The organism is Chitinophaga hostae, assembly GCF_018224885.1.
GTDB classification, from domain to species: Bacteria; Bacteroidota; Bacteroidia; order Chitinophagales; family Chitinophagaceae; genus Chitinophaga; species Chitinophaga hostae.
This window is the reverse complement of sequence record NZ_JAGTXB010000005.1, coordinates 126,956-145,629: the sequence shown is the minus strand read 5'-3', so window position 1 is coordinate 145,629 and position 18,674 is coordinate 126,956. Positions and strand designations below refer to the sequence as shown.

Genomic DNA, 18,674 nt, shown 5'->3' with positions numbered 1-18,674 from the left:
TATGCTACTCAACGTAAACAACCTGTCGGTATCATTTGGGGGTGTACATGCACTGAACCTGGACCACTTCAGTCTGCGCGACAAAGAACTGCGTGTGATCATCGGTCCCAACGGAGCGGGCAAGTCCACTTTCCTGGATATCATCTGCGGAAAAACAAAAGCTGACAAAGGAGAAATACTTTTTAACGGCAAAGCTGTTACCGGGAAAACAGAAGTAGCCATTGCCGAAATGGGCATAGGCAGAAAATTCCAGAAGCCATCTGTGTTTCCTGGTCTCACCGTGCACGACAACCTCCTGCTGGCAGCAAAAATGAAGAAAGATATTTTCTCTTCCTTATTCTTTAAACCTACGGCGGCGCTGGCCGACCGGATACACGCCGTGGCCACCAAATTATCGCTCACAACGGTGATGTATAAAATGGCCGGCGATCTTTCACACGGACAAAAGCAATGGCTGGAAATTGCCATCGTGGTATTGCAGGATCCTACGCTGATGCTGATAGATGAACCCGCGGCTGGCATGTCGGACGAGGAAACGGAGAAAACCGGCGCCCTGTTGCTGGAGTTATCCAAAGCCCACAGCATTATCGTTATTGAACATGATATGAAATTTGTAGAACAGATTGCCAGGGAACTGGTTACCGTACTCGTTCGCGGCAAACGCCTGATGGAGGGTACCTTCGCCGAAGTAAAAAACGATCAGCGGGTAATAGACTGTTATTTAGGCCGCACTAACGCTCAACTTGAAACATTATGATCCACAATATCCAGCCACCGGTACTTGAAGTGAATGATCTCACTGCTGCATATGGACAAAGCATTATCCTGCGCGGCACCACGCTTACAGTAAAAAAAGGCGCCGTCACCACCGTTATGGGGCGTAACGGGGTTGGTAAAACCACCCTGCTTAAAACCATCATGGGATTGCTGCCCGCACAGCATGGCAGCATTGTTTTCAACAACGAAAAGATCACCTCGTTACCGCCATATAAAAAAGCCAAAGCAGGTATTGCATATGTACCACAGGGCAGGGAAATAATTCCAAAACTGACGGTATATGAAAACCTGTTACTCGGATTACAGGCGCATACCGACCGCAAAGCCAGGATCCCGGAAGATGAAATCTATGCCCTTTTCCCCATCCTTAAAGATTTCCGCAAACGGGCCGGCGGCAATCTCAGCGGCGGACAGCAACAACAACTATCCATCGCCCGGGCGCTGGTAAGCCGTCCCACCCTGCTTTTACTCGACGAACCAACCGAAGGCATACAACCTTCCATCGCCCAGGAAATAGGGGCTATCCTGCAGCAACTGGTGCAGGAGAAAGGGCTTTCCGTACTCCTGGTAGAGCAAAAAATTGATTTTGCCAACCAGGTTACCGATCATTACTATTTCATGGACCGTGGTAAAATGGTGATGGATGGCACGGCGGAAGATTTGAAACATTCAGCGCTGGAAAAACACATATCCGTATGAGGAGGGCGGGGGGAGCGCCTTCGGCGCTTGTCTTTGTCCAGGATTATGATGATTATGATGATTGTACTGATTTTGATTTTTTCTTCTCAACAAGCTTTATTGTTTCAATAATGCCCCTAAAGACAGCTAAGCATCCCAATATGAAAGAAATAAAATCAGAATAATCATCACAATCATCATAATCCTGGACAAAGACAAGCGCCGAAGGCGCTCCCCCGCCCAACCAAGCTTATTCTTTATCTTTATACGTATGCACCCAGTCTCCGAAGATCGCAGCGTCTTTAAAATTTTCACCATCCTCTATGCGGTGGCGCTAACAACGATTGCTTTGCTGAGTATTTTTAGCCAGATAAAAATACAGCAGGCGCTCAATCACCAGATGAATGATTCTCATGTCATCAACTTTGCCGCACGGTTGCGTACGTATAGTCAAACGTTGAGTAAGCTGGCCCTGTTGCTGGAATCGGGAAGAGATATAGAAGATAACCGCAAAGAGTTTATCAATACGCTGAAGCAGTGGCAGAAATCACATGAAGGGCTGCAAGCCGGCAGTAATTTTCTCAACCTGCCTGCCAACGACCAGGATGAGTTGAAGCAGATGTTTGAAATTATCCGCACTCCCCACCAGGAAATATGGGACGCTGCCAGCAAAATGATTACCGTATTGTACAACGACAGCACCTTCACGCCGGCGCATATACGACCTTATGTACAAACCATCCTGGCTTATGAAAAGTCGTACCTGCTGGGCATGGAGCTCATTGTATTTGATTACGACCGCTTTTCAAAAGAACGGATCCGGAACCTGAAAGAAATTGAGTACCTGGTACTGGGATTGGTATTATTTACGCTGATGCTGGAAGCAGGTGTGATCTTTTACCCGCTATCGACCCGCATCCGCAAAATTATAAAAGGACTGGTTGATGCCGAAGAAAGAGCCCGTAAACTAACGGAACAGGTACAGCTGGCCAACCAGGAAAAGTTATTGCGACAGGAAACAGAGCAACGGATCAGGTCTTATTCCATCATCAACGGGCAGGAAAAGGAACGCAAAAGAGTGGCTGCCGAAATACATGACGGCATAGGACAAATGCTCACCAGTTTGCGGATGAAGCTGGAACAAATAGAAGACCGCAGTATGCAGCATGATCCTGAAATAGCTATGGTTAACTCGCTGATGTATAGCATTATTAATGAAACCAAACGCATCTGCGCCGACCTGCTGCCCAGCGTACTCGAAGACTTCGGGCTACGGGCGGCCATCGAGGAGCTGATTAAAATATGCCGGCAAACAGCACCAGGTATAGATTTCCAATTAGAAGATACTTTATCCGCCACCCCCTTACCCAAAGAAGTAGAAACCGGCGTTTACCGTATCTTGCAGGAAGCATTAAACAATGCCATTAAACACGCCGATGCAGCCGCCATTGAAGTAGATATTGACGGCAGCGCCAATTTCCTGCAATTGAGTATCCGCGATAATGGCAAAGGATTTTATTTCGATAGCCGGCAACTGTTTTCAAAAGAGCTGGCGAAAAAAGTAAATGGCATCCGTAATATGAAAGAAAGGGCTGAACTGCTCGGAGGTACGCTTCAGATCAGCTCAATACCCGGCACCGGAACAACTATACAGTTAGTAATCACCTTTTAACTATGAAAAAAATAGGCGTTTTTTTAGTTGATGATCATGAAATATTCAGGAATGGGCTTAAGCAGCTGATCAACAGCGAAGCTGATATGGAAATATGCGGGGAAGCCAGCAGCGGCCAGGATGCCCTCGAACAACTGTCGCTCCTTAAACCTGATATCATCATCATGGATATCCGTATGCCCGGTATGAATGGCCTGGAAACCAGCAGCCGGCTGCTGGAAAAAAATCCCGCCGGACGTATCCTCTTTTTTAGCCTGTTCGATGAACCCGACTATGTAGCTGCAGCCCTTGAAATGGGCGCCAGTGGCTATATACTAAAAGATACCAGCAACAAAATATTCCTTAGCGCTATCCGGACCATCCACCAGGGTAAATATTATTTTATAGGAGAAGTAAGCGACATCCTCGTAAAAAAATACCTCGATGCCAAACAAACCTCCGGCATCAATGGCCCGCAGGAAATTTCACTGTCACGCCGCGAAGAACAGATCATACGGATGATCAGCAACGGACAAAATAATAAAGACATTGCCGAAACACTAAATATCAGTATACGGACTATCGAGGCGCACAGATTGAATATACTACGGAAGTTCCAGGTGAATAGCATGGAAGAGGCAGTGGAGTATTGTAAGAATGGGAATTTGTTGAAGGAGTAAGAGGTTTTATCCCAGTGGTGCTAAGCATCTTAATAGTTTTAGAGCGAAAGCTAAAAAACGACGCTATCAATTGAATATTAATAGATTATGGTTATATAAAATATTTATTGCCCCTTTATTGCCCCTTTATACTAACTCCTCCCTGCTCTTCCTTAATCAGTGGTTCCGGCAAACCAGCCTCCAGACAAGCATCAATAATCTTATTTGTTCCTCTTCCCCATGATTCAATATATCCCGCTTTAAAAAAGACATTAGCGATATTCCTATTTCGGGGATAAGATGAATGCTCTTTTTTTAATTCTTCAACACTTAGTTCTTCTGGTAATCCTCCGGGATTCCATAGATGCAGCCGATCGTCATATACGCGAAGAAATGTATAGGTGCTTGAATAATCTTTATGGATAATAGCGTTCAATATAGCCTCACGCAGCGCTGATTCGGGATACTCCAGTGGTTCTACTCTTTCCAAACCATTATAACTGATTGGTCTGATAAGATAATTCATTTTTAAAATCTCTATTTGTCATAACCAAGGAACATCTTAAGCGCTCGTTATGCAAAATGTATTAACAAATCTCTTTAAAACAAAAGCCTCCAGGACACAACAACCTGAAGGCTCCTGCACTTAAAAATTTAAACACTACCGCCTCCACACATTGTCCTTCTCATTGGCATCCATAAACAAGTTACCATCCAGCCTGATCTCCTTCACTTCCTTTGCATACGCTACATTCAACAGCACTTCTTTGGCATTTGCCTTCCATACGGCCGGCGTCTGATGCACACTTTTCGTGGTCCCGTCTTTATAAGTAACGATTATATCAAAAGGAACAGCAAAGCCGCCGGCATTGACAATACGCAGTGAAGCCTTACCAGCAGCCAGTTTCGCGGTTGCCAATGTAAGATCTATGTAGTTGTTGCTAAAATACCAGTTGTTCCAGAACCAGTTCAGGTTTTGTCGTGCCGCGGTACTGAAAGAATAAAAGTAGTCCCATGGAATAGGATGTTTTCCATGCCAGTTGTCCATGTAGGCGTGCAGGCATTTTTTAAACAGCTGATCCCCCAGCAGGTCTTTCAATGCGAGATAGGACAGAGATGCCTTGCCATAGGAATTGCTGCTGTAGCCCATTCCGCTTACCTGGTTGGACATAGAAACGATTGGCTGATCTTCTTCTGTTGATGCATCATGGATGTATTTATTTACCCTGAACTTCCGGTAGAAGTTATCCGCTGTTTCCTTTCCTTTCTCCGCTATACCAATCAGGTATTCGAAGGTGGTAGCCCAGCCCTCATCCATAAACGAATACCTGCTTTCGTTGATTCCCATATAAAACGGGAAATAGGTATGCGCTATTTCATGGTCCTGTACCAGCTGTGCAAAACTGAGGTCATCGCCTGCAGAGCCATCGTTTACCATCATGGGGTATTCCATATCGGCGAAACCCTGTACGGCTGTCATCGACGAAAAAGGGTAAGGCACGCCCGGCCACTGGTGGGAAAACCAGTTCAACGCATTATGTGAAAAAGCCACGGAATGATGAAAATCGGTAGCCGTATCGTTATAGGCTGCCTGCACACTGCTGCGCCGCATGGTGCTGCTGTCAACCACTACACTGGCAGCGTCCCATACATAATGGTCGCTGGTGGCAAAGGTAACGTCAGCGATGTTATTGGCGGCAAATTTCCAGGTATTCTTTTCTTTTTGCTGTGTTACCTGGTGTTGCTGCATTTCCTGCAAATTTGCGATATGCGCCGGAATATCTGATGTAAACGATGCTTTCAATCGTTCAGCGATGGCTGGTTGCAATACTTCCCGGGCATTCAGCAAGGTTCCTGTTCCCCATACTACAAAATTTCGGGGTACGGTCACGGCTACACTATAATCATTAAAATCACTATAGAATTCTACCCGGTCGGTATGTTCCAAACCATCCCACCCGTTATAATCATCGTATACCGACACCCTGGGATAAGCATAGGCCATAAATGCCGTGGTGCTATCTATCATCCCTTCCCGGCCACTTAATACCGACAGATCGTAGTGCCAGTCGATATCCAGCCGGATACTATCTTTTGAGGGCAACGGCGCCGGAAAGGCCACCCAGGCAGTAGTGCCTACATCGTTATTAAATTTTACGGGCACGCCATTCACCACCAGCTTGTCTATCACCACACCATCTGTTAAAAAATCCTTGCTTACATAGCCGGAACGCGGCGCCTGGTATTTATGCAGGTTACAAATGAGGCGAAGCATCATTCCTTTTAACACATCAGGGCTGTTGTTAATATAGGTAACCGTTTCTGAGCCGGTCACGGTCCTGTCAGGCGGGTTTACGGACAAGCGGATATCATACACTCCTTTGTTCTGCCAGTAGCGCTTACCCGGCGCACCATTCTTATCTCTTGTCTGGTTTACATATGCCTGTTTAGTATTACGGGGCATATACAATTCCTGTGCAGTTGCCACGGTGGTTACACCTAACAGCAACAACAGGCTATACGTCATTCTATTCATACAGATCTGCTGATTTCAGGCAATAAAAATAAGTAAAACCCGGTAGAGCTGTCCATCAGAAAAAATACGATTCTATTTTCTGTGCCAGCTTCGATAAAAATTCGTTGGGAATATGATCATGCGATGCCTGCAGCTTCCCGCTTTCATCCGGACGGAATGTAACCTGGTGACTGTCTATTTCCACCATATAGGTTTTTTCTTTATCATTGGCCGGGAATATGTGATAGTCTTTGCCGTCTAAATGAATAATGGCCTTTTCCATACCTGTACATTTAGTGATAAAGTTAACCAATTATACCGGCTTTGAAGACCCGCCACACTGCTCACCTCCGCCAAAGCGGCGTTGACCAACCCGGCAAAAAGTTTACATGCAGAATAACCGCATCAATTATTCAGCTCGGCAACAGACCTGCAGTACTTCCTCCGGTAGTCCTGCGGGGTTAAGCCGGTAAACCGTTTAAAAACCTGCCGGAAGGTTTTTAAACGGTTTACCGGCATTATACATCAGCGTGCTGATGTTCAACGCATTTTTCTCCAGTTCTTTTTTGGCAGATTCTATTTTTACCCGCTGCAGGTACTCCAGCGGCGTATTTTGGGTAGCTATTTTAAAACGCCTGATAAAATTCCGTTTACTCATATTGGCCTGCTCTGCAATCTGCTCTATAGAAATCTGCTGGTCATAATGCTGTTCAATAAATGCCTGTGCCCTGAGTATCTCTTCATCTTCATGACGGCGCTGTCCCTGGAATACAGCAAAATGTGATTGATTTACGCGGTCCATATCAATGGAAAACATTTTACTGATCCAGATACTCACGTCCCTGCCGCAGAATTTCTCTATCAGGTACAATACCAGGTTCAGCGAAATAAAGGCGCCGCCGCTGGTGTATATACCTTCCTGGTCAGTCATTACCTTATCGGGCAAAACAGTGATGTCCGGATAACGGTTGCGCATATCATCCAGGGCCATCCAGTGCGAGGTACACGATTTACCGGATAACAAGCCCGCTTCTGCCAGGAAATAACTTCCAAAACATAAGCTCGCAATTTCTGTTCCGCGGGCATACATGATGCCCAGCCAATCGATCATTACCTTGTTCTTTTGCAGCACCAGGTCCGCACTGCCTTCAAATGCCGGCACCAGGATCAGATCGGTATGCTTTACCTCATCGATGGTTTTATAACAAATAAATTGCGCAGGCAGATGCAGCTGTATGTTCTTTACCTTCTCGCTGATCAATTCCAGCTTAAAGGCCGGTTCCCGCCTCATTTCGGCCATATAACGGTTCACACCCAGTAACATATCCATCACACCGGATACAGAAGATAAAATAGCGTCCTCGTAAATCAGCAGGGAAATTGTCTTCATGGCAATTTGTGTATGTTTCAACACAAAAATAACGGATTCCGCTGGCACAAATGCCCCCTAAATTAGGCGTGTTCACACACCAGAATTCCCGTTTTTACTCCTGAGATTTGTAAGACTTAAAATGTAAAAATCATGAGTACAAACGTATCTACTGGTTTTAAACATAAAACTATTGAAACCAATCCGGCGCCCCGGATAGTATCGCCGGAAGAGTGGCTGGCGGCAAGGACAAAGTTCCTGGAAAAAGAAAAACAGTTTACCCATCTTCGGGATGAATTAAGCCGTGAGCGCATGGAGTTGCCATGGGAAAAAGTGGAGAAGGAATACTACTTTGACGGACCTGACGGCGAGGTAAGTCTGGCCGATCTTTTTGATGGCCGAAGCCAGCTCATCATACAACACTTTATGTTTGGCCCCCATGAAAAAGAAGGTTGCGTTGGCTGCTCTTTTGCCGCCGATTCGATCGATGGCGTACTGCCACACCTGGAGCATCATGATGTGTCAGTAGTGGTGGTGGCCAGAGCCCCGTTACCGGTGCTGGAAGCTTATAAAAAACGGATGGGCTGGCATTTTAAATGGGTATCATCTGCCGGCAGCGACTTTAACTACGATTACCATGTATCCTTCCGGAAGGAAGAGCTGGAAAAGGGAAAGGTGTTTTATAACTATGGCATCGTGGAAGGTTTACCTACCCACCTGGAAGACCTGCAGGGAATGAGTGTTTTCTATAAAGATGCAGATGGCAACATCTATCATACTTATTCGACCTACGGCCGTGGCGGCGAATTACAGCTGACCGCTTATAACTACCTCGACATTGCTCCCCTGGGCCGCAATGAAAGGGGAGAAAACGGCGATTTAACTTCCTGGGTTCGGCACCATGATAAATACGATGAGAAAGGACATGTAGACAATACCGGCAAATATCACAAAGACAATACACCGGGCTCCTGTTGCAGCTCCGGCGAAGAAGCATCCTGAAAACGGATTTGTTATGAAAAGATATTGTTCCTGCGGTGAAGCAACGGGCAGCGACACCAGCAAAACAACGGCTGCGCAATCCACAGGTCCGCTGACCTTCCGGCAACGTATCACTAAAACGGTGCGCTGGCTGCTTCCGGGCATCACCCTCGCCCTGTTGCCGAAGTGTCCTATTTGTCTGGCTGCCTATGTGGCAATTGGTACGGGAATCGGGTTGTCCGTAACTGTTGCCACCTGGCTCCGGACAGGACTTGTGGTGTTGTGTGTCGGATCGCTGGTATACCTGGTGATCAATAAATTACTCGCGCTGTACAAACGCAGTAAACACTTTTCAAAGTCCTAATTCAATATTAAAGAGCATCAGTTCCGTCAGCTCTCCGGGCGGCTGTATAGTACCCTGCAGGGTAAAGCCCGAACGTTCCAGCAAACGGACCGACCGGTGATTATCCGGCTGGGTGATCGCAAACAACCGCGGTAATTCGAGTTGCTGTTTTGTATATGCCAGCGTACCTGTAGCCGCTTCATACCCATAACCCTGCCCTTCGGCTTCCGGCAAAAAAGCAAAGCCCAGGTCGGGCTGCTCCAGGTATTTTCTTTTAAATAATCCGCAGATCCCGATAGGTTTTCCCGTGTCTTTCAACACCACCACCCAGGCGCCATAGCCCTGCTCCGCATATAACCGCAACAGGTTGTTCAGGATATACCGCTGCGCATCAGCCAGCGTCTTTATCTGGCGGTCGCCGATGTACTGCAGCCACGACGGCGTGTTCAGCAGCTCCAGGATAAAAGTGTCATCCGACGAAGCAAAGGTGCGCAGCTGCAACCGGGGAGTTTCAAATAAAACTTTCATGCAAACATTTTATTTCGACTCCTTACAAAGTATCATTTTCTGCTGAACAGAACAAATCCGGTTGCATCCGGGGCAACAACGAAGAAAACATTATACCCTTATTCGTGGTTCAGCACCACTTTCCCAAAACAGGGTCCTTCCATATAGTAACGAAACGCTGCTACGGCATCATTGAAGTGAAATACCCGGTCAATCACCGGTTTTATTTTATTCACCGCTATTACCTTATTCATGGCGGTAAACTGCGCTTTGCTACCAATAGCCACCGGCCGCACATGTACCATACCATACATGATCAGGTTGATGTTGAACGGAGACGGCTCCCCTGCAACACTGCCAATCACCGCTACCTCTCCTTCAATAGCGGCCGAGCGGATAGATTTTTCTGCGGTGCCCGCACCGCCTACTTCCACCACATGATCCACTCCCTGCCCGCCGGTTAACTCACGAACCGCCAGGTACCAGTCGGGCTGCGCTATATAATTAACCACTTCATCGGCCCCCAGCGCCTTCAATTGCGCGGCTTTTTTCTCGCCGGAGGTAGTGGCAATTACCCGGGCGCCCGCCGCCTTTGCCAGTTGCAGTGCAAACAGCGATACGCTGCCGGAACCCAGTGTGAGCACGGTTTCACCGGCTGCCAGTCCCCGGCCGCCGCTCAGCGCATTCCAGGCGGTTAACGCAGCACAGGGTAATGCGGCAGCTTCTTCATATGATAAATGTGCAGGGATCTGTAACACCCCGTTTTCCGGTAATACGGCATACTCCGTGAGCATCCCATTCAGTGAACCACCCAGCTGCGCGGCGTAATCCCTCGCAAATGGGCCATCCACCCAATCCGGGAATACCTGTCCCATTACGCGGTCGCCCACCTTTACCCGCGTCACGGCATCGCCAACTCCCACCACTTCCCCGGCGCCGTCGCACAACGGGATCACATCCGGCCGTACCGGCAAGGGATAAAACCCTTTCAGGATCATCAGCTCCCGGTAATTCAGCGAACTCGCCTTTACACGGATCAATACTTCAGCAGGTCCCGGAGCGGGCATATGATGTTCTTTTATGGTTAGTCCGGATAATCCTGCGCCTAAGTTTACATGATAGCTTTTCATAAAATCTGTTTTGTCGTATATCCATGCCGGATATGAAGGCAAATGTCCGCGGGTATCTTTACATTTACAATAACGAACAAAAATGTTCGGGTGAAGCAAGAACGCAAAAAGTGCCCTATGAGAAAGGAACAATCTACCAACTACGAAAACAGGCAAAAGATCATCGCCGCCTGCCCTATTTCATATACGCTGTCGCTGATCGAAGGCCGCTGGAAGCCCATGATCCTTCATCAGCTGTTTTCCGGCATATCGCGCTACAGCGAAATAAAAAAAGCCATTTCCATTATTACAGAAAGGATGCTCACCGCAGAACTGAAGGAGCTGGAGCTGCGCGGAATGATACACCGCAAATCACACGAGGAAGCTATGCTGAAAGTAGAATACGGCCTTACCGAACGCGGAGAATCACTGCGACCGGTATTCCAGCAATTATGGCAATGGGGAAAATCGGATAGAACAACATCCGCCGCATTCACTAAAAGCTAATGGCTAAAAGCTAACTGCTAACAACCAACAGCTGTAGTTGCCTCTCATAATCATATTGCAGATCTTCATGCAGCCCCGCCACCACTTTGGCAATTTTTTTCAGCTGCTGCTCATAAAGGTTGGTTAATTGGATACTGTAGGAAGATAATAAACCGGCCTGTTTCATTTTTGTACAGAAATAGATCAGGAGTTCTGCCTCTGCCTGTTTGGATCCTGTATAGCGTATATGCTTATTCGTTATCCGCAGTATTTTTCTCAGTCTTTTTTTGGCATGGTATAATTTGTCACCGGCCATTTCGCTGAAACCATTATCTATCTCTGCTTTTACGACTTCTATATATCCCTGCTCGCTATGTGCTTCAAACAACAGGTAGGTAAGCAGTTCCTTGTTATCATTTTTGTATTTGGCTAAACGTAAACACAAGGCCGACAGCTCCGCCGGCGCCAGTGTGGTCAGTTCTTTCTTTATTTCGCTGATAGTGGCAGCTTTCATAATTGATTCGATAATTACGGTAAAGTTACTATCTATTCCGCAGCCTGTGTACTATGTGTACCATCTTTACGCTCCAGCCATGAATTGAAAATGGTATAGAACACAGCTATAATGATAGCCCCTTTAAACATACCGGTAAAACCCCAGGCGGCCACGCCGCCTATTACTCCAATAAACAGCACCAGGAAGGGCAGCTTGCCGCTTCTGGCAATCAGCACCGGTTTCAGAATCGCCTCCCCGATCAGGATACCTATGCCATAAATGATGAGGAAAACGGTCATACCCGGATGTCCCTGTGTGGCCATCCAGATGGTAGCCGGTACCCATACCACGAGCGGACCTATTTGTATTACCACCAGGAAAAATATGAGGGCCGCCAACCCCAGCGCAAAGGGGATACCGGCAATTTTAAGACCTATCCAGGCTACAATCGCGGTGGCAAACGCGGTGCCCATTACCCCTATCGACACCCCTTTTACCGCCATGGTAGTGGCATTCAACAAATCGGCGCCATCTTTCCTGCCCAGCAGATGCTGTACTGCAGCCCTGATAGGCCGTACCGCTTTTTCTCCACTAACCAGGAAGAAGGCTGAAATAACAATACCGATGATCAGTTGCACCGCCGTACCCAAAATACCGGCGCCACTGCTGACTACGTGATTCAGTACCATTCTTACCGGCTGTTCGTGTGTGGTCAGCGTTTCCTTCGGGCTTTCCTGCAGGTGCAGCCAGAAGGTGTTGATTTCCGCTCCTATATAGGGCAGGTTCACTACCCAGGCCGGTAACGGCGGTAGCCCGTTTTCCTTTACATCCCGGATCCAGTGGATCGAGTCCCTGACATGCGAACTCATTTCAGCAATGATATAGGTAACCGGCAAAGCAATAATAGCCACCAATGCAATAGCGTATAACGTGGCCGTAAGCTTTCTCCGGCCGCCAAACCAACGAACCATCCGTTCAAACAACGGATGAAACGACACCGAAAAAATCAGGGCAAAAGTGAGTACTCCAAAAAATAAGTGCAGTACCTGGTAAAGCGCCAGCAACAATGCCAGCAACAGCAAGAGTACCAGGATAGACTCAATCATATTTCTGGAAGCCGGCCGGAGGTGATTGTTCATAGTACAGTTTTTAAAAAAAGAAATGCGCTAACCTTATAAATATAACATTCCTTATTTAGTTAACCGGCAACTATATCCATGTTTCCTGCAAATGGCGCCAAATGCCCGGCGCCTTCCGTAAGCGCCGCCGCCCACCTGTTGGCTAAGCCGTCAATACCGGACAAGGCTGTCCGTTTCCGGACACCCCGAAAAACCGAAACTGCTGCTGGCGGCGGATTACCGATATGGCAACTTTCTTGCAGGTTGTAAGGGCATTCACATAAATGAAGTAAACATGCTCCAAAATTATCTGAAAATTGCCTGGCGTAATATCACAAAAGATAAGTTTTACACCTTTATCAATATTTCAGGGTTGGCCCTTGCCACCGCAGCTTTCCTGTTTATTATCAACTATGCCCGCTATGAATACAGCTACGAAAATTTCTACAAAAAAGCAGACGACATCTATCGCATCACCCTCGATAACTACAAAGGAAAAGAGTTTGTCGTAACTGACTGTGAAACCCATCCTCCGCTTGGGCCAGCCGTAAAAAAAGGAATGCCGGAGGTAGTGGATTATGTACGGGTAGAACATATGGAAGAAGTACCGGAGATAAAATCCAACGGGAAGATCTTCAAACTCGATAATGTATATGCGGTAGACCCTTCCATGTTCACCATTTTCAATTATGACTTTATAGAAGGCAATCCGGCCACCGCAGTAGCGGCGCCGATGCAGGCAGTGTTAACGGAATCGCTGGCAAAACGGATGTATGGCAACGAACCTGCTGTGGGCAAAGTATTCCAGGACGGAGACTGGACTTTCACGGTTACAGCAGTCATCAAAGATGTGCCATCCAATACCCATCTCAAATTTGACCTGTTACTGTCGCTTACATCGCTGACCAGGAGAGGAATAGATCTGAACAGCTGGAACGCTAATAATAACTATACCTATGTGCAGCTGGTACCGCATGCGAACCTCGCCGCCTTTAACCAAAAACTGGTACAGCTATCGAAGGAAAAAGTAAAAGACGACCGCTTTGTGGCAGAGCCCATGAAAGATATCCATCTTCACTCCCATAAATCTTTTGAACCGGAAGAAAACGGCGATATCAAAACCGTACAGTTTATGCTGGTGATAGCAGCACTGGTATTACTGGTAGGCGCAGTGAATTATGTAAACCTTACTACTGCAAGGGCGGCCGACAAAACCAAAGAAACCGGTATGCGCAAGGCCCTGGGTTCCTCCCGTATGTCGCTGATAAAACAATTCATGACTGAAACGATACTGGTGAATGCATTGGCTTTGTTACTCGGTTTGTTGCTCATATACCTGCTGCTGCCGGCTTATGTACAGCTGACCGGCAGACCTATCAGCACTGTTTTTTTCCAAACTTCTTTTTTCTGGTTCTCGGCCGCTGCGTTGTTCATCTTTAACTGCCTCCTTTCCGGCCTGTATCCCGCGCTGGTATTGTCGGCTGTGAAACCGGTGAGCGTTACCCGGAGATCATTCACAGCAACGTCCGGAGGCGTGCTATTCAGAAAGGTATTGGTAGTTGGTCAGTTTGCTGCAGCGCTGATTGTGCTGTCCGCGTCGCTGATCGTTTTCCGGCAACTTTCGTATATGCGCAGCCAGGACCTGGGCATCAATACTGACCAAACACTGATTCTTCGTGCACCCGGCGGGCAGGGAAAGATAATAGACTCCATCCGCCGTCAACAGAGTGCCGCTTTTCTCAACAACGTGTCACAACTGCCGCAGGTGGAAAAGATCACTGCTGCGGAAGCAATACCCGGTGTAAGTTTACACGAACTTTCCGCTACCAGCGGCATCAGCCAGCTGGGATCAGACAAAGGATTGAACTATACTTTCTATGCTTATGGGATCGATGAAAATTTTCTGCCTGCCATGAACATCAAGCTGCTGGCAGGTAGTAACTTCCGTGCAGGCGTTCCCAACAGCGACCAAATGATCCTGAGCAAAGAGGCGATAAGATTATTTGGCTTCAGCAGCCCGCAAGAGGCCATCGGCAAAAGACTGACCCTCTCCTGGACCAGTCTCGGTTACAGTACCGTCATTGGCGTGGTTGATGATTACCACCAGCAATCGCTTAAAGGCGCCATACTGCCCATGATACACTGGTACCGTACTAACGGCGGCGCGTTCTATGCGGCAAAGTTAAATACCGGCAACCTCAAACAAACATTGGCAAAAATCCGCTCCAGCTGGCAGGAGCAATACCCCGAATATCCGTTTGAATATCATTTCTTCAACGAATTATTTGACCAGCAATATAAAGCTGACCAACAATTCGGAAAGATCGTCCAGATCTTCTCTCTCTTTACATTATTCCTCACCTGCCTCGGCATTCTGGGCCTCACCGCGTATAACATCACCAAACGCAGCAAAGAAATAGGCATCCGCAAAGTACTTGGCGCCTCGGTAAGCAGCATCGTGCAACTGCTGTCGCGGGATTTTGTAAAACTTGTGGGGATAGCGGTGGTTATTGCCACACCACTCACCTGGTATATCATGAATCGCTGGCTACAGGATTACGCCTACCGCATACAAATACAGTGGTGGATGTTTGCTGTGGCAGGCCTGCTTACCATGGCTATCGCATTACTAACCGTCAGCATACAATCTGTGAAAGCGGCACTGGCCAACCCGGTAAAGTCATTAAAATCAGAATAATATTACGGCTGCAGCGACAAACGCATAAACTGCAACACTTCTTCATTCACATCTTCCGGCAGGTACATACGGAAATGATGGTTAAACTGCTGTGTGCCGGGCACCTGTGCTATTTTCTGAAAACAGAGATTGTCGGGGTAGGTTTTTTCAAACGGGAAAACAATGTGCACAAAGTTCTTCCCCAGCTGTGTTATCCAGGCAACGCGGCGATCATCGATACCAATGCCTGCCATCGATTTGGTTGGATACAGGTAAACATCGCCCAACTGCGTATACTGCGCTATAAAATGCCGCAACAGCCCCAGCGTCACATCAGATTTTCCGGCTATAAAGGCTTTTAGCACCGGGTCTTTGGATTGATCAAGGATAGAGGTGGCCATCTCTTTTTTACCCTCCAAGGTACAAAAAAAGGAAAGGCCGGTCTTAAAAGGCCAGAATGGCTATTCCCGCTTCTTTCCCGAAACCAGCAACACCACACCCGCCACCACTACAATACCACCTGCATAGGTAGGCCAGCCGATCCAACGGTTTTCTTTTTTATTGATTTCAACGGGACCAATATCCACGACCTTCTTTTCGGTTTGCACGAAAAAACCCGGGATAAGGATCATCACAATACCTGCAATAATGAGGATGATGCCAGATACTTTCATAACCATTGAGTTTACCTATGTGGCGGCAATCCACGTGCCATAGGCAGCAGCAGCTATTTCAGCAGAATATGGGGAATTAGCACCCCAAAGCAGGCAGATTTTACTCCGATTTTAAACTTGTTACAGGGTTCATAAATGCCGCCTTTATGCTCTGGAAGCTAACGGTGAGCAAGGCAATGAAAATAGTCGTCAGACCGGCGAAAGCAAAGATGCCCCATTCCAGGTCTATTTTATAAGCGAAATCTTTCAGCCATTGATTCATCCCCACCCAGGACAACGGGAAAGCGATCAGCATACCAACGGCTACCGGTTGCAGGAAGTTGGCAGAGAGCAGTATAAAAATGTTTGATTCGGAGGCGCCCAGTATCTTTCTTACGCCAATCTCTTTGGTACGCTGCGCGGCGGTAAACATGGCCAAACCGAACAAACCAAGACAGGAGATAAAGATCGCCAGACCTGCAAAATAATTACATAGCCTGCTAACCATCTGTTCACTCTTATACAATTTGGTATATTCCAGGTCTGAGAACTGGTAGGTAAAAGGGAAGTTGGGGTTCATGGTTTTGCAGATCCTTTCCAGTCCTGCAAGTGCCGCCTTGGTTTTACCTGGCTCGGTACGTACCAGGATATTACCCCATTTAGGATTTTCATCCAAACGGATCACCAGTGGTTCAATAGCATCATGCATAGAATTGAAGTGGAAGTCTTTCAACACACCAATGATCTTTCCCTGCAGGTTATTAAGCCGGAATGGTTGTCCTATGGGATCTGTATAACCAATTCTTTTTACGGCTGCTTCATTCAACAGGAAACTACCGGAGTCGTTGCCAAAGTCCTTCGAAAAATCGCGGCCTTCCAGCAATTGCAGGTGCATTGTTTTTACAAAATCGTATCCTACTGCAGCATCTGCAAAAGAAGCGGCGTCGCCGGGGTCTTTGCCGGTCCAGTCCAGGTCGCTCTTATGATGCTCAATAACAGTTGGCGTTTCCTTCATCTTTGAAATATCCATTACGCCGGGCAGGTTGGCGGCCTGTTCTTTGAATACAGGATATTTGGAGAGCAGCGTTCCTTCCAGCGGAATATACAGGAGGTTTTGCCGGTCGTAGCCCAGGTTCTTTGTCTGTATATAATCCATTTGCCGGTAAATCACTACCATGCCTACTATCAGGATAATAGATAAAGTAAACTGGAATACCACCAGTCCTTTGCGGAAATACAGTGCGCTGCTGCTGAATTTCAAACTGCCTTTCAGCACGCGGATAGGATTTAAGGAAGATAAAAACAGCGCAGGATAACTACCTGCCACAAAACCGGTAAACAGGAGCAAGCCTGCCAAAGTAGCCCAGAAAACCGGGTAGCCAAATGGGATAAATAATTGCTTACCGCTAAGCTGGTTAAAGGCCGGCAGGAGTAACGCCACTATCAACAAAGCTATGATGATGGCGATAAAGGCCAGCAGGATTGCTTCTCCGATAAACTGTATGATCAGCACCCCTCTCATGGCGCCCACTACTTTCCTTACGCCTACTTCTTTCGCTCTTTTTACCGCGCGTGCGGTAGCCAGGTTCATAAAGTTAATGCAGGCAATCAGCAGGATAAAAATGGCCAGCAACGTAAAAAGCCGCACATAGGAAATTCTTCCGCCGGCAGGAACCCCATTTTCAAATACGCTATGCAGGTATTTTTCGGCATAGGGCTGCAGCCCCAGCTCCATAGATGTGCCCTGGTTACGGGGCTGGTAGTTATAAACGAAATCTTTTATTTTGGCCGCTACTTTATCTGCATCGGCCTGGTCACGGAGCCGGATATACGTAGCAGGACTAAAACTGCCCCATGATTTTGTCCATGGATTTGAGCTGACAAAATCATCCCATGTACGGAGATAGTCGAATTGCTGAGAAGAGTGGGCGGGTATATCAAACACCGCACTCACAGAAAGACTGGTGGTATCTTCATAGCGGATCACCTGTCCGATGGCCTTTTCAGGGCTGCCAAAAAACAATTCGGCCATATGCCTGGAAATTGCGATCACACCAGGTTTACTCAGCGCCGCCTCTTTTGTTCCCTGCAACACCGGGTAGCTGAACATACTAAAGAAATCCGCGCCGGCATAACCGCCGTTCATTTTTACTACTTTATTGTTTGCCTGGAAGGCTACTGGTGGATAATATTGTAAGCCGCTGGCGTATGCTATTTCCGGAACAGTTCTTTTTAACTCCCCGGGCAGTGGTCCCTGCGTGAGGTACCCGCCATCTACCTTTCCGTTTGAAGTTTGCCGGATATATACCTGGTACAAATGATCACTGCCGGCATGAAAACGATCCATGGCACGTTCGTCCTGTATCCATAATATCATTACAAGACTGCAGGCCAGCCCCAGGGCCAATCCCAGTATATTAATAGTGGAAAATGATTTGTTGCGGATCAGGTTGCGCCAGGCAATCCGGAAATAGTTTCTTATCATGACGGTAAATATCTGCTACTCTAATTGTTTAAAAGCATGCCATGAAAGAATAACATACCTGTCAATAATTTAAGCAGCATTTTTTTGCTAATGTGTTCGTTTTTGATACAGCAGGCGACCGGTTGTAAAACGAAACGCCTGTCTCAAAAAGTTATAAACCAGCCGGCGTG

General features: G+C 47.2%; 19 protein-coding genes. 8 read left to right on the top strand and 11 right to left on the bottom strand.

Annotated features, from left to right (window positions below; genetic code table 11):
* The first annotated feature begins 1 nt into the window (after position 1).
* The 4 genes from urtD to KE626_RS12455 all read left to right on the top strand — a co-directional run bounded on the left by urtD (position 2) and on the right by KE626_RS12455 (position 3,786).
* A complete protein-coding gene (gene urtD, locus KE626_RS12470; protein WP_211973237.1) occupies positions 2-757 on the top strand; it encodes an urea ABC transporter ATP-binding protein UrtD in 756 nt (251 codons plus the stop codon).
* Entirely contained in the window at positions 754-1,476 is a 723-nt protein-coding gene (gene urtE / locus KE626_RS12465; RefSeq protein ID WP_211973236.1) for an urea ABC transporter ATP-binding subunit UrtE, read from the top strand. Before urtD ends, urtE begins: the two co-directional genes overlap by 4 nt.
* A 250-nt stretch (positions 1,477-1,726) precedes the next feature.
* Positions 1,727-3,127, top strand: a complete 1,401-nt coding sequence (locus KE626_RS12460; protein WP_211973235.1) for an ATP-binding protein — start codon at positions 1,727-1,729, stop codon at positions 3,125-3,127.
* A 2-nt stretch (positions 3,128-3,129) separates the two neighbouring features.
* Positions 3,130-3,786 carry a response regulator transcription factor gene (locus KE626_RS12455; protein WP_211973234.1) on the top strand — a complete coding sequence of 219 codons (657 nt, stop codon included), beginning with the start codon at positions 3,130-3,132 and terminating at the stop codon, positions 3,784-3,786.
* Positions 3,787-3,901: 115 nt separating this feature from the next.
* On the opposite strand, the gene KE626_RS12450 is transcribed toward KE626_RS12455, so the two are convergent.
* From KE626_RS12450 to KE626_RS12435, 4 genes are all read right to left on the bottom strand, one after another.
* The gene (locus KE626_RS12450) at positions 3,902-4,291 is read right to left on the bottom strand and encodes an ATP-binding protein (RefSeq protein WP_211973233.1); all 390 of its coding nucleotides are present in this window, start codon (positions 4,289-4,291) and stop codon (positions 3,902-3,904) included.
* A gap of 135 nt (positions 4,292-4,426) precedes the next feature.
* Positions 4,427-6,301, bottom strand: a complete 1,875-nt coding sequence (locus KE626_RS12445) for a M1 family metallopeptidase (RefSeq protein ID WP_249207431.1) — start codon at positions 6,299-6,301, stop codon at positions 4,427-4,429.
* 55 nt (positions 6,302-6,356) lie between these two features.
* A complete protein-coding gene (locus KE626_RS12440; RefSeq protein ID WP_211973232.1) occupies positions 6,357-6,563 on the bottom strand; it encodes a hypothetical protein in 207 nt (68 codons plus the stop codon).
* Positions 6,564-6,758: 195 nt separating this feature from the next.
* On the bottom strand, positions 6,759-7,670 hold the full coding sequence (locus KE626_RS12435) for a GlxA family transcriptional regulator (RefSeq protein WP_211973231.1): 912 nt from the start codon (positions 7,668-7,670) through the stop codon (positions 6,759-6,761).
* Between the two features lie 132 nt (positions 7,671-7,802).
* Here KE626_RS12435 and KE626_RS12430 point away from each other — a divergent pair, with 132 nt between their 5' ends.
* Together KE626_RS12430 and KE626_RS12425 are read left to right on the top strand one after the other, a co-directional pair.
* Positions 7,803-8,651, top strand: a complete 849-nt coding sequence (locus KE626_RS12430; RefSeq protein ID WP_211973230.1) for a DUF899 domain-containing protein — start codon at positions 7,803-7,805, stop codon at positions 8,649-8,651.
* Positions 8,652-8,664: 13 nt separating this feature from the next.
* Entirely contained in the window at positions 8,665-8,994 is a 330-nt protein-coding gene (locus tag KE626_RS12425; RefSeq protein ID WP_211973229.1) for a hypothetical protein, read from the top strand.
* On the opposite strand, the gene KE626_RS12420 is transcribed toward KE626_RS12425, so the two are convergent.
* Together KE626_RS12420 and KE626_RS12415 are read right to left on the bottom strand one after the other, a co-directional pair.
* Positions 8,983-9,501 (bottom strand): GNAT family N-acetyltransferase, encoded by a 519-nt coding sequence (locus KE626_RS12420; RefSeq protein WP_211973228.1) that lies wholly within the window; start codon positions 9,499-9,501, stop codon positions 8,983-8,985. The genes KE626_RS12425 and KE626_RS12420 overlap by 12 nt on opposite strands.
* Before the next feature lie 98 nt (positions 9,502-9,599).
* A complete protein-coding gene (locus KE626_RS12415; protein ID WP_211973227.1) occupies positions 9,600-10,610 on the bottom strand; it encodes a zinc-dependent alcohol dehydrogenase family protein in 1,011 nt (336 codons plus the stop codon).
* A 117-nt stretch (positions 10,611-10,727) separates the two neighbouring features.
* On the opposite strand from KE626_RS12415, the gene KE626_RS12410 reads away from it, so the two are divergent.
* Positions 10,728-11,096, top strand: coding sequence for a winged helix-turn-helix transcriptional regulator (locus tag KE626_RS12410; protein ID WP_211973226.1), 369 nt, complete (start codon positions 10,728-10,730; stop codon positions 11,094-11,096).
* A gap of 10 nt (positions 11,097-11,106) precedes the next feature.
* Here the strand turns inward: KE626_RS12410 and KE626_RS12405 are convergent, their stop codons facing one another.
* Together KE626_RS12405 and KE626_RS12400 are read right to left on the bottom strand one after the other, a co-directional pair.
* Positions 11,107-11,589 carry a hypothetical protein gene (locus KE626_RS12405; protein WP_211973225.1) on the bottom strand — a complete coding sequence of 161 codons (483 nt, stop codon included), beginning with the start codon at positions 11,587-11,589 and terminating at the stop codon, positions 11,107-11,109.
* A 32-nt stretch (positions 11,590-11,621) separates the two neighbouring features.
* Positions 11,622-12,710, bottom strand: a complete 1,089-nt coding sequence (locus KE626_RS12400) for an AI-2E family transporter (protein WP_211973224.1) — start codon at positions 12,708-12,710, stop codon at positions 11,622-11,624.
* Between the two features lie 274 nt (positions 12,711-12,984).
* Here KE626_RS12400 and KE626_RS12395 point away from each other — a divergent pair, with 274 nt between their 5' ends.
* A complete protein-coding gene (locus KE626_RS12395; protein WP_211973223.1) occupies positions 12,985-15,387 on the top strand; it encodes an ABC transporter permease in 2,403 nt (800 codons plus the stop codon).
* A 2-nt stretch (positions 15,388-15,389) separates the two neighbouring features.
* On the opposite strand, the gene KE626_RS12390 is transcribed toward KE626_RS12395, so the two are convergent.
* The 3 genes from KE626_RS12390 to KE626_RS12380 form a co-directional block, all read right to left on the bottom strand.
* Positions 15,390-15,767 (bottom strand): hypothetical protein, encoded by a 378-nt coding sequence (locus tag KE626_RS12390; RefSeq protein ID WP_211973222.1) that lies wholly within the window; start codon positions 15,765-15,767, stop codon positions 15,390-15,392.
* 60 nt (positions 15,768-15,827) lie between these two features.
* Positions 15,828-16,040 carry a hypothetical protein gene (locus KE626_RS12385; protein ID WP_211973221.1) on the bottom strand — a complete coding sequence of 71 codons (213 nt, stop codon included), beginning with the start codon at positions 16,038-16,040 and terminating at the stop codon, positions 15,828-15,830.
* Positions 16,041-16,140: 100 nt separating this feature from the next.
* Entirely contained in the window at positions 16,141-18,504 is a 2,364-nt protein-coding gene (locus tag KE626_RS12380) for an ABC transporter permease (protein ID WP_211973220.1), read from the bottom strand.
* Positions 18,505-18,674: the final 170 nt, after the last annotated feature.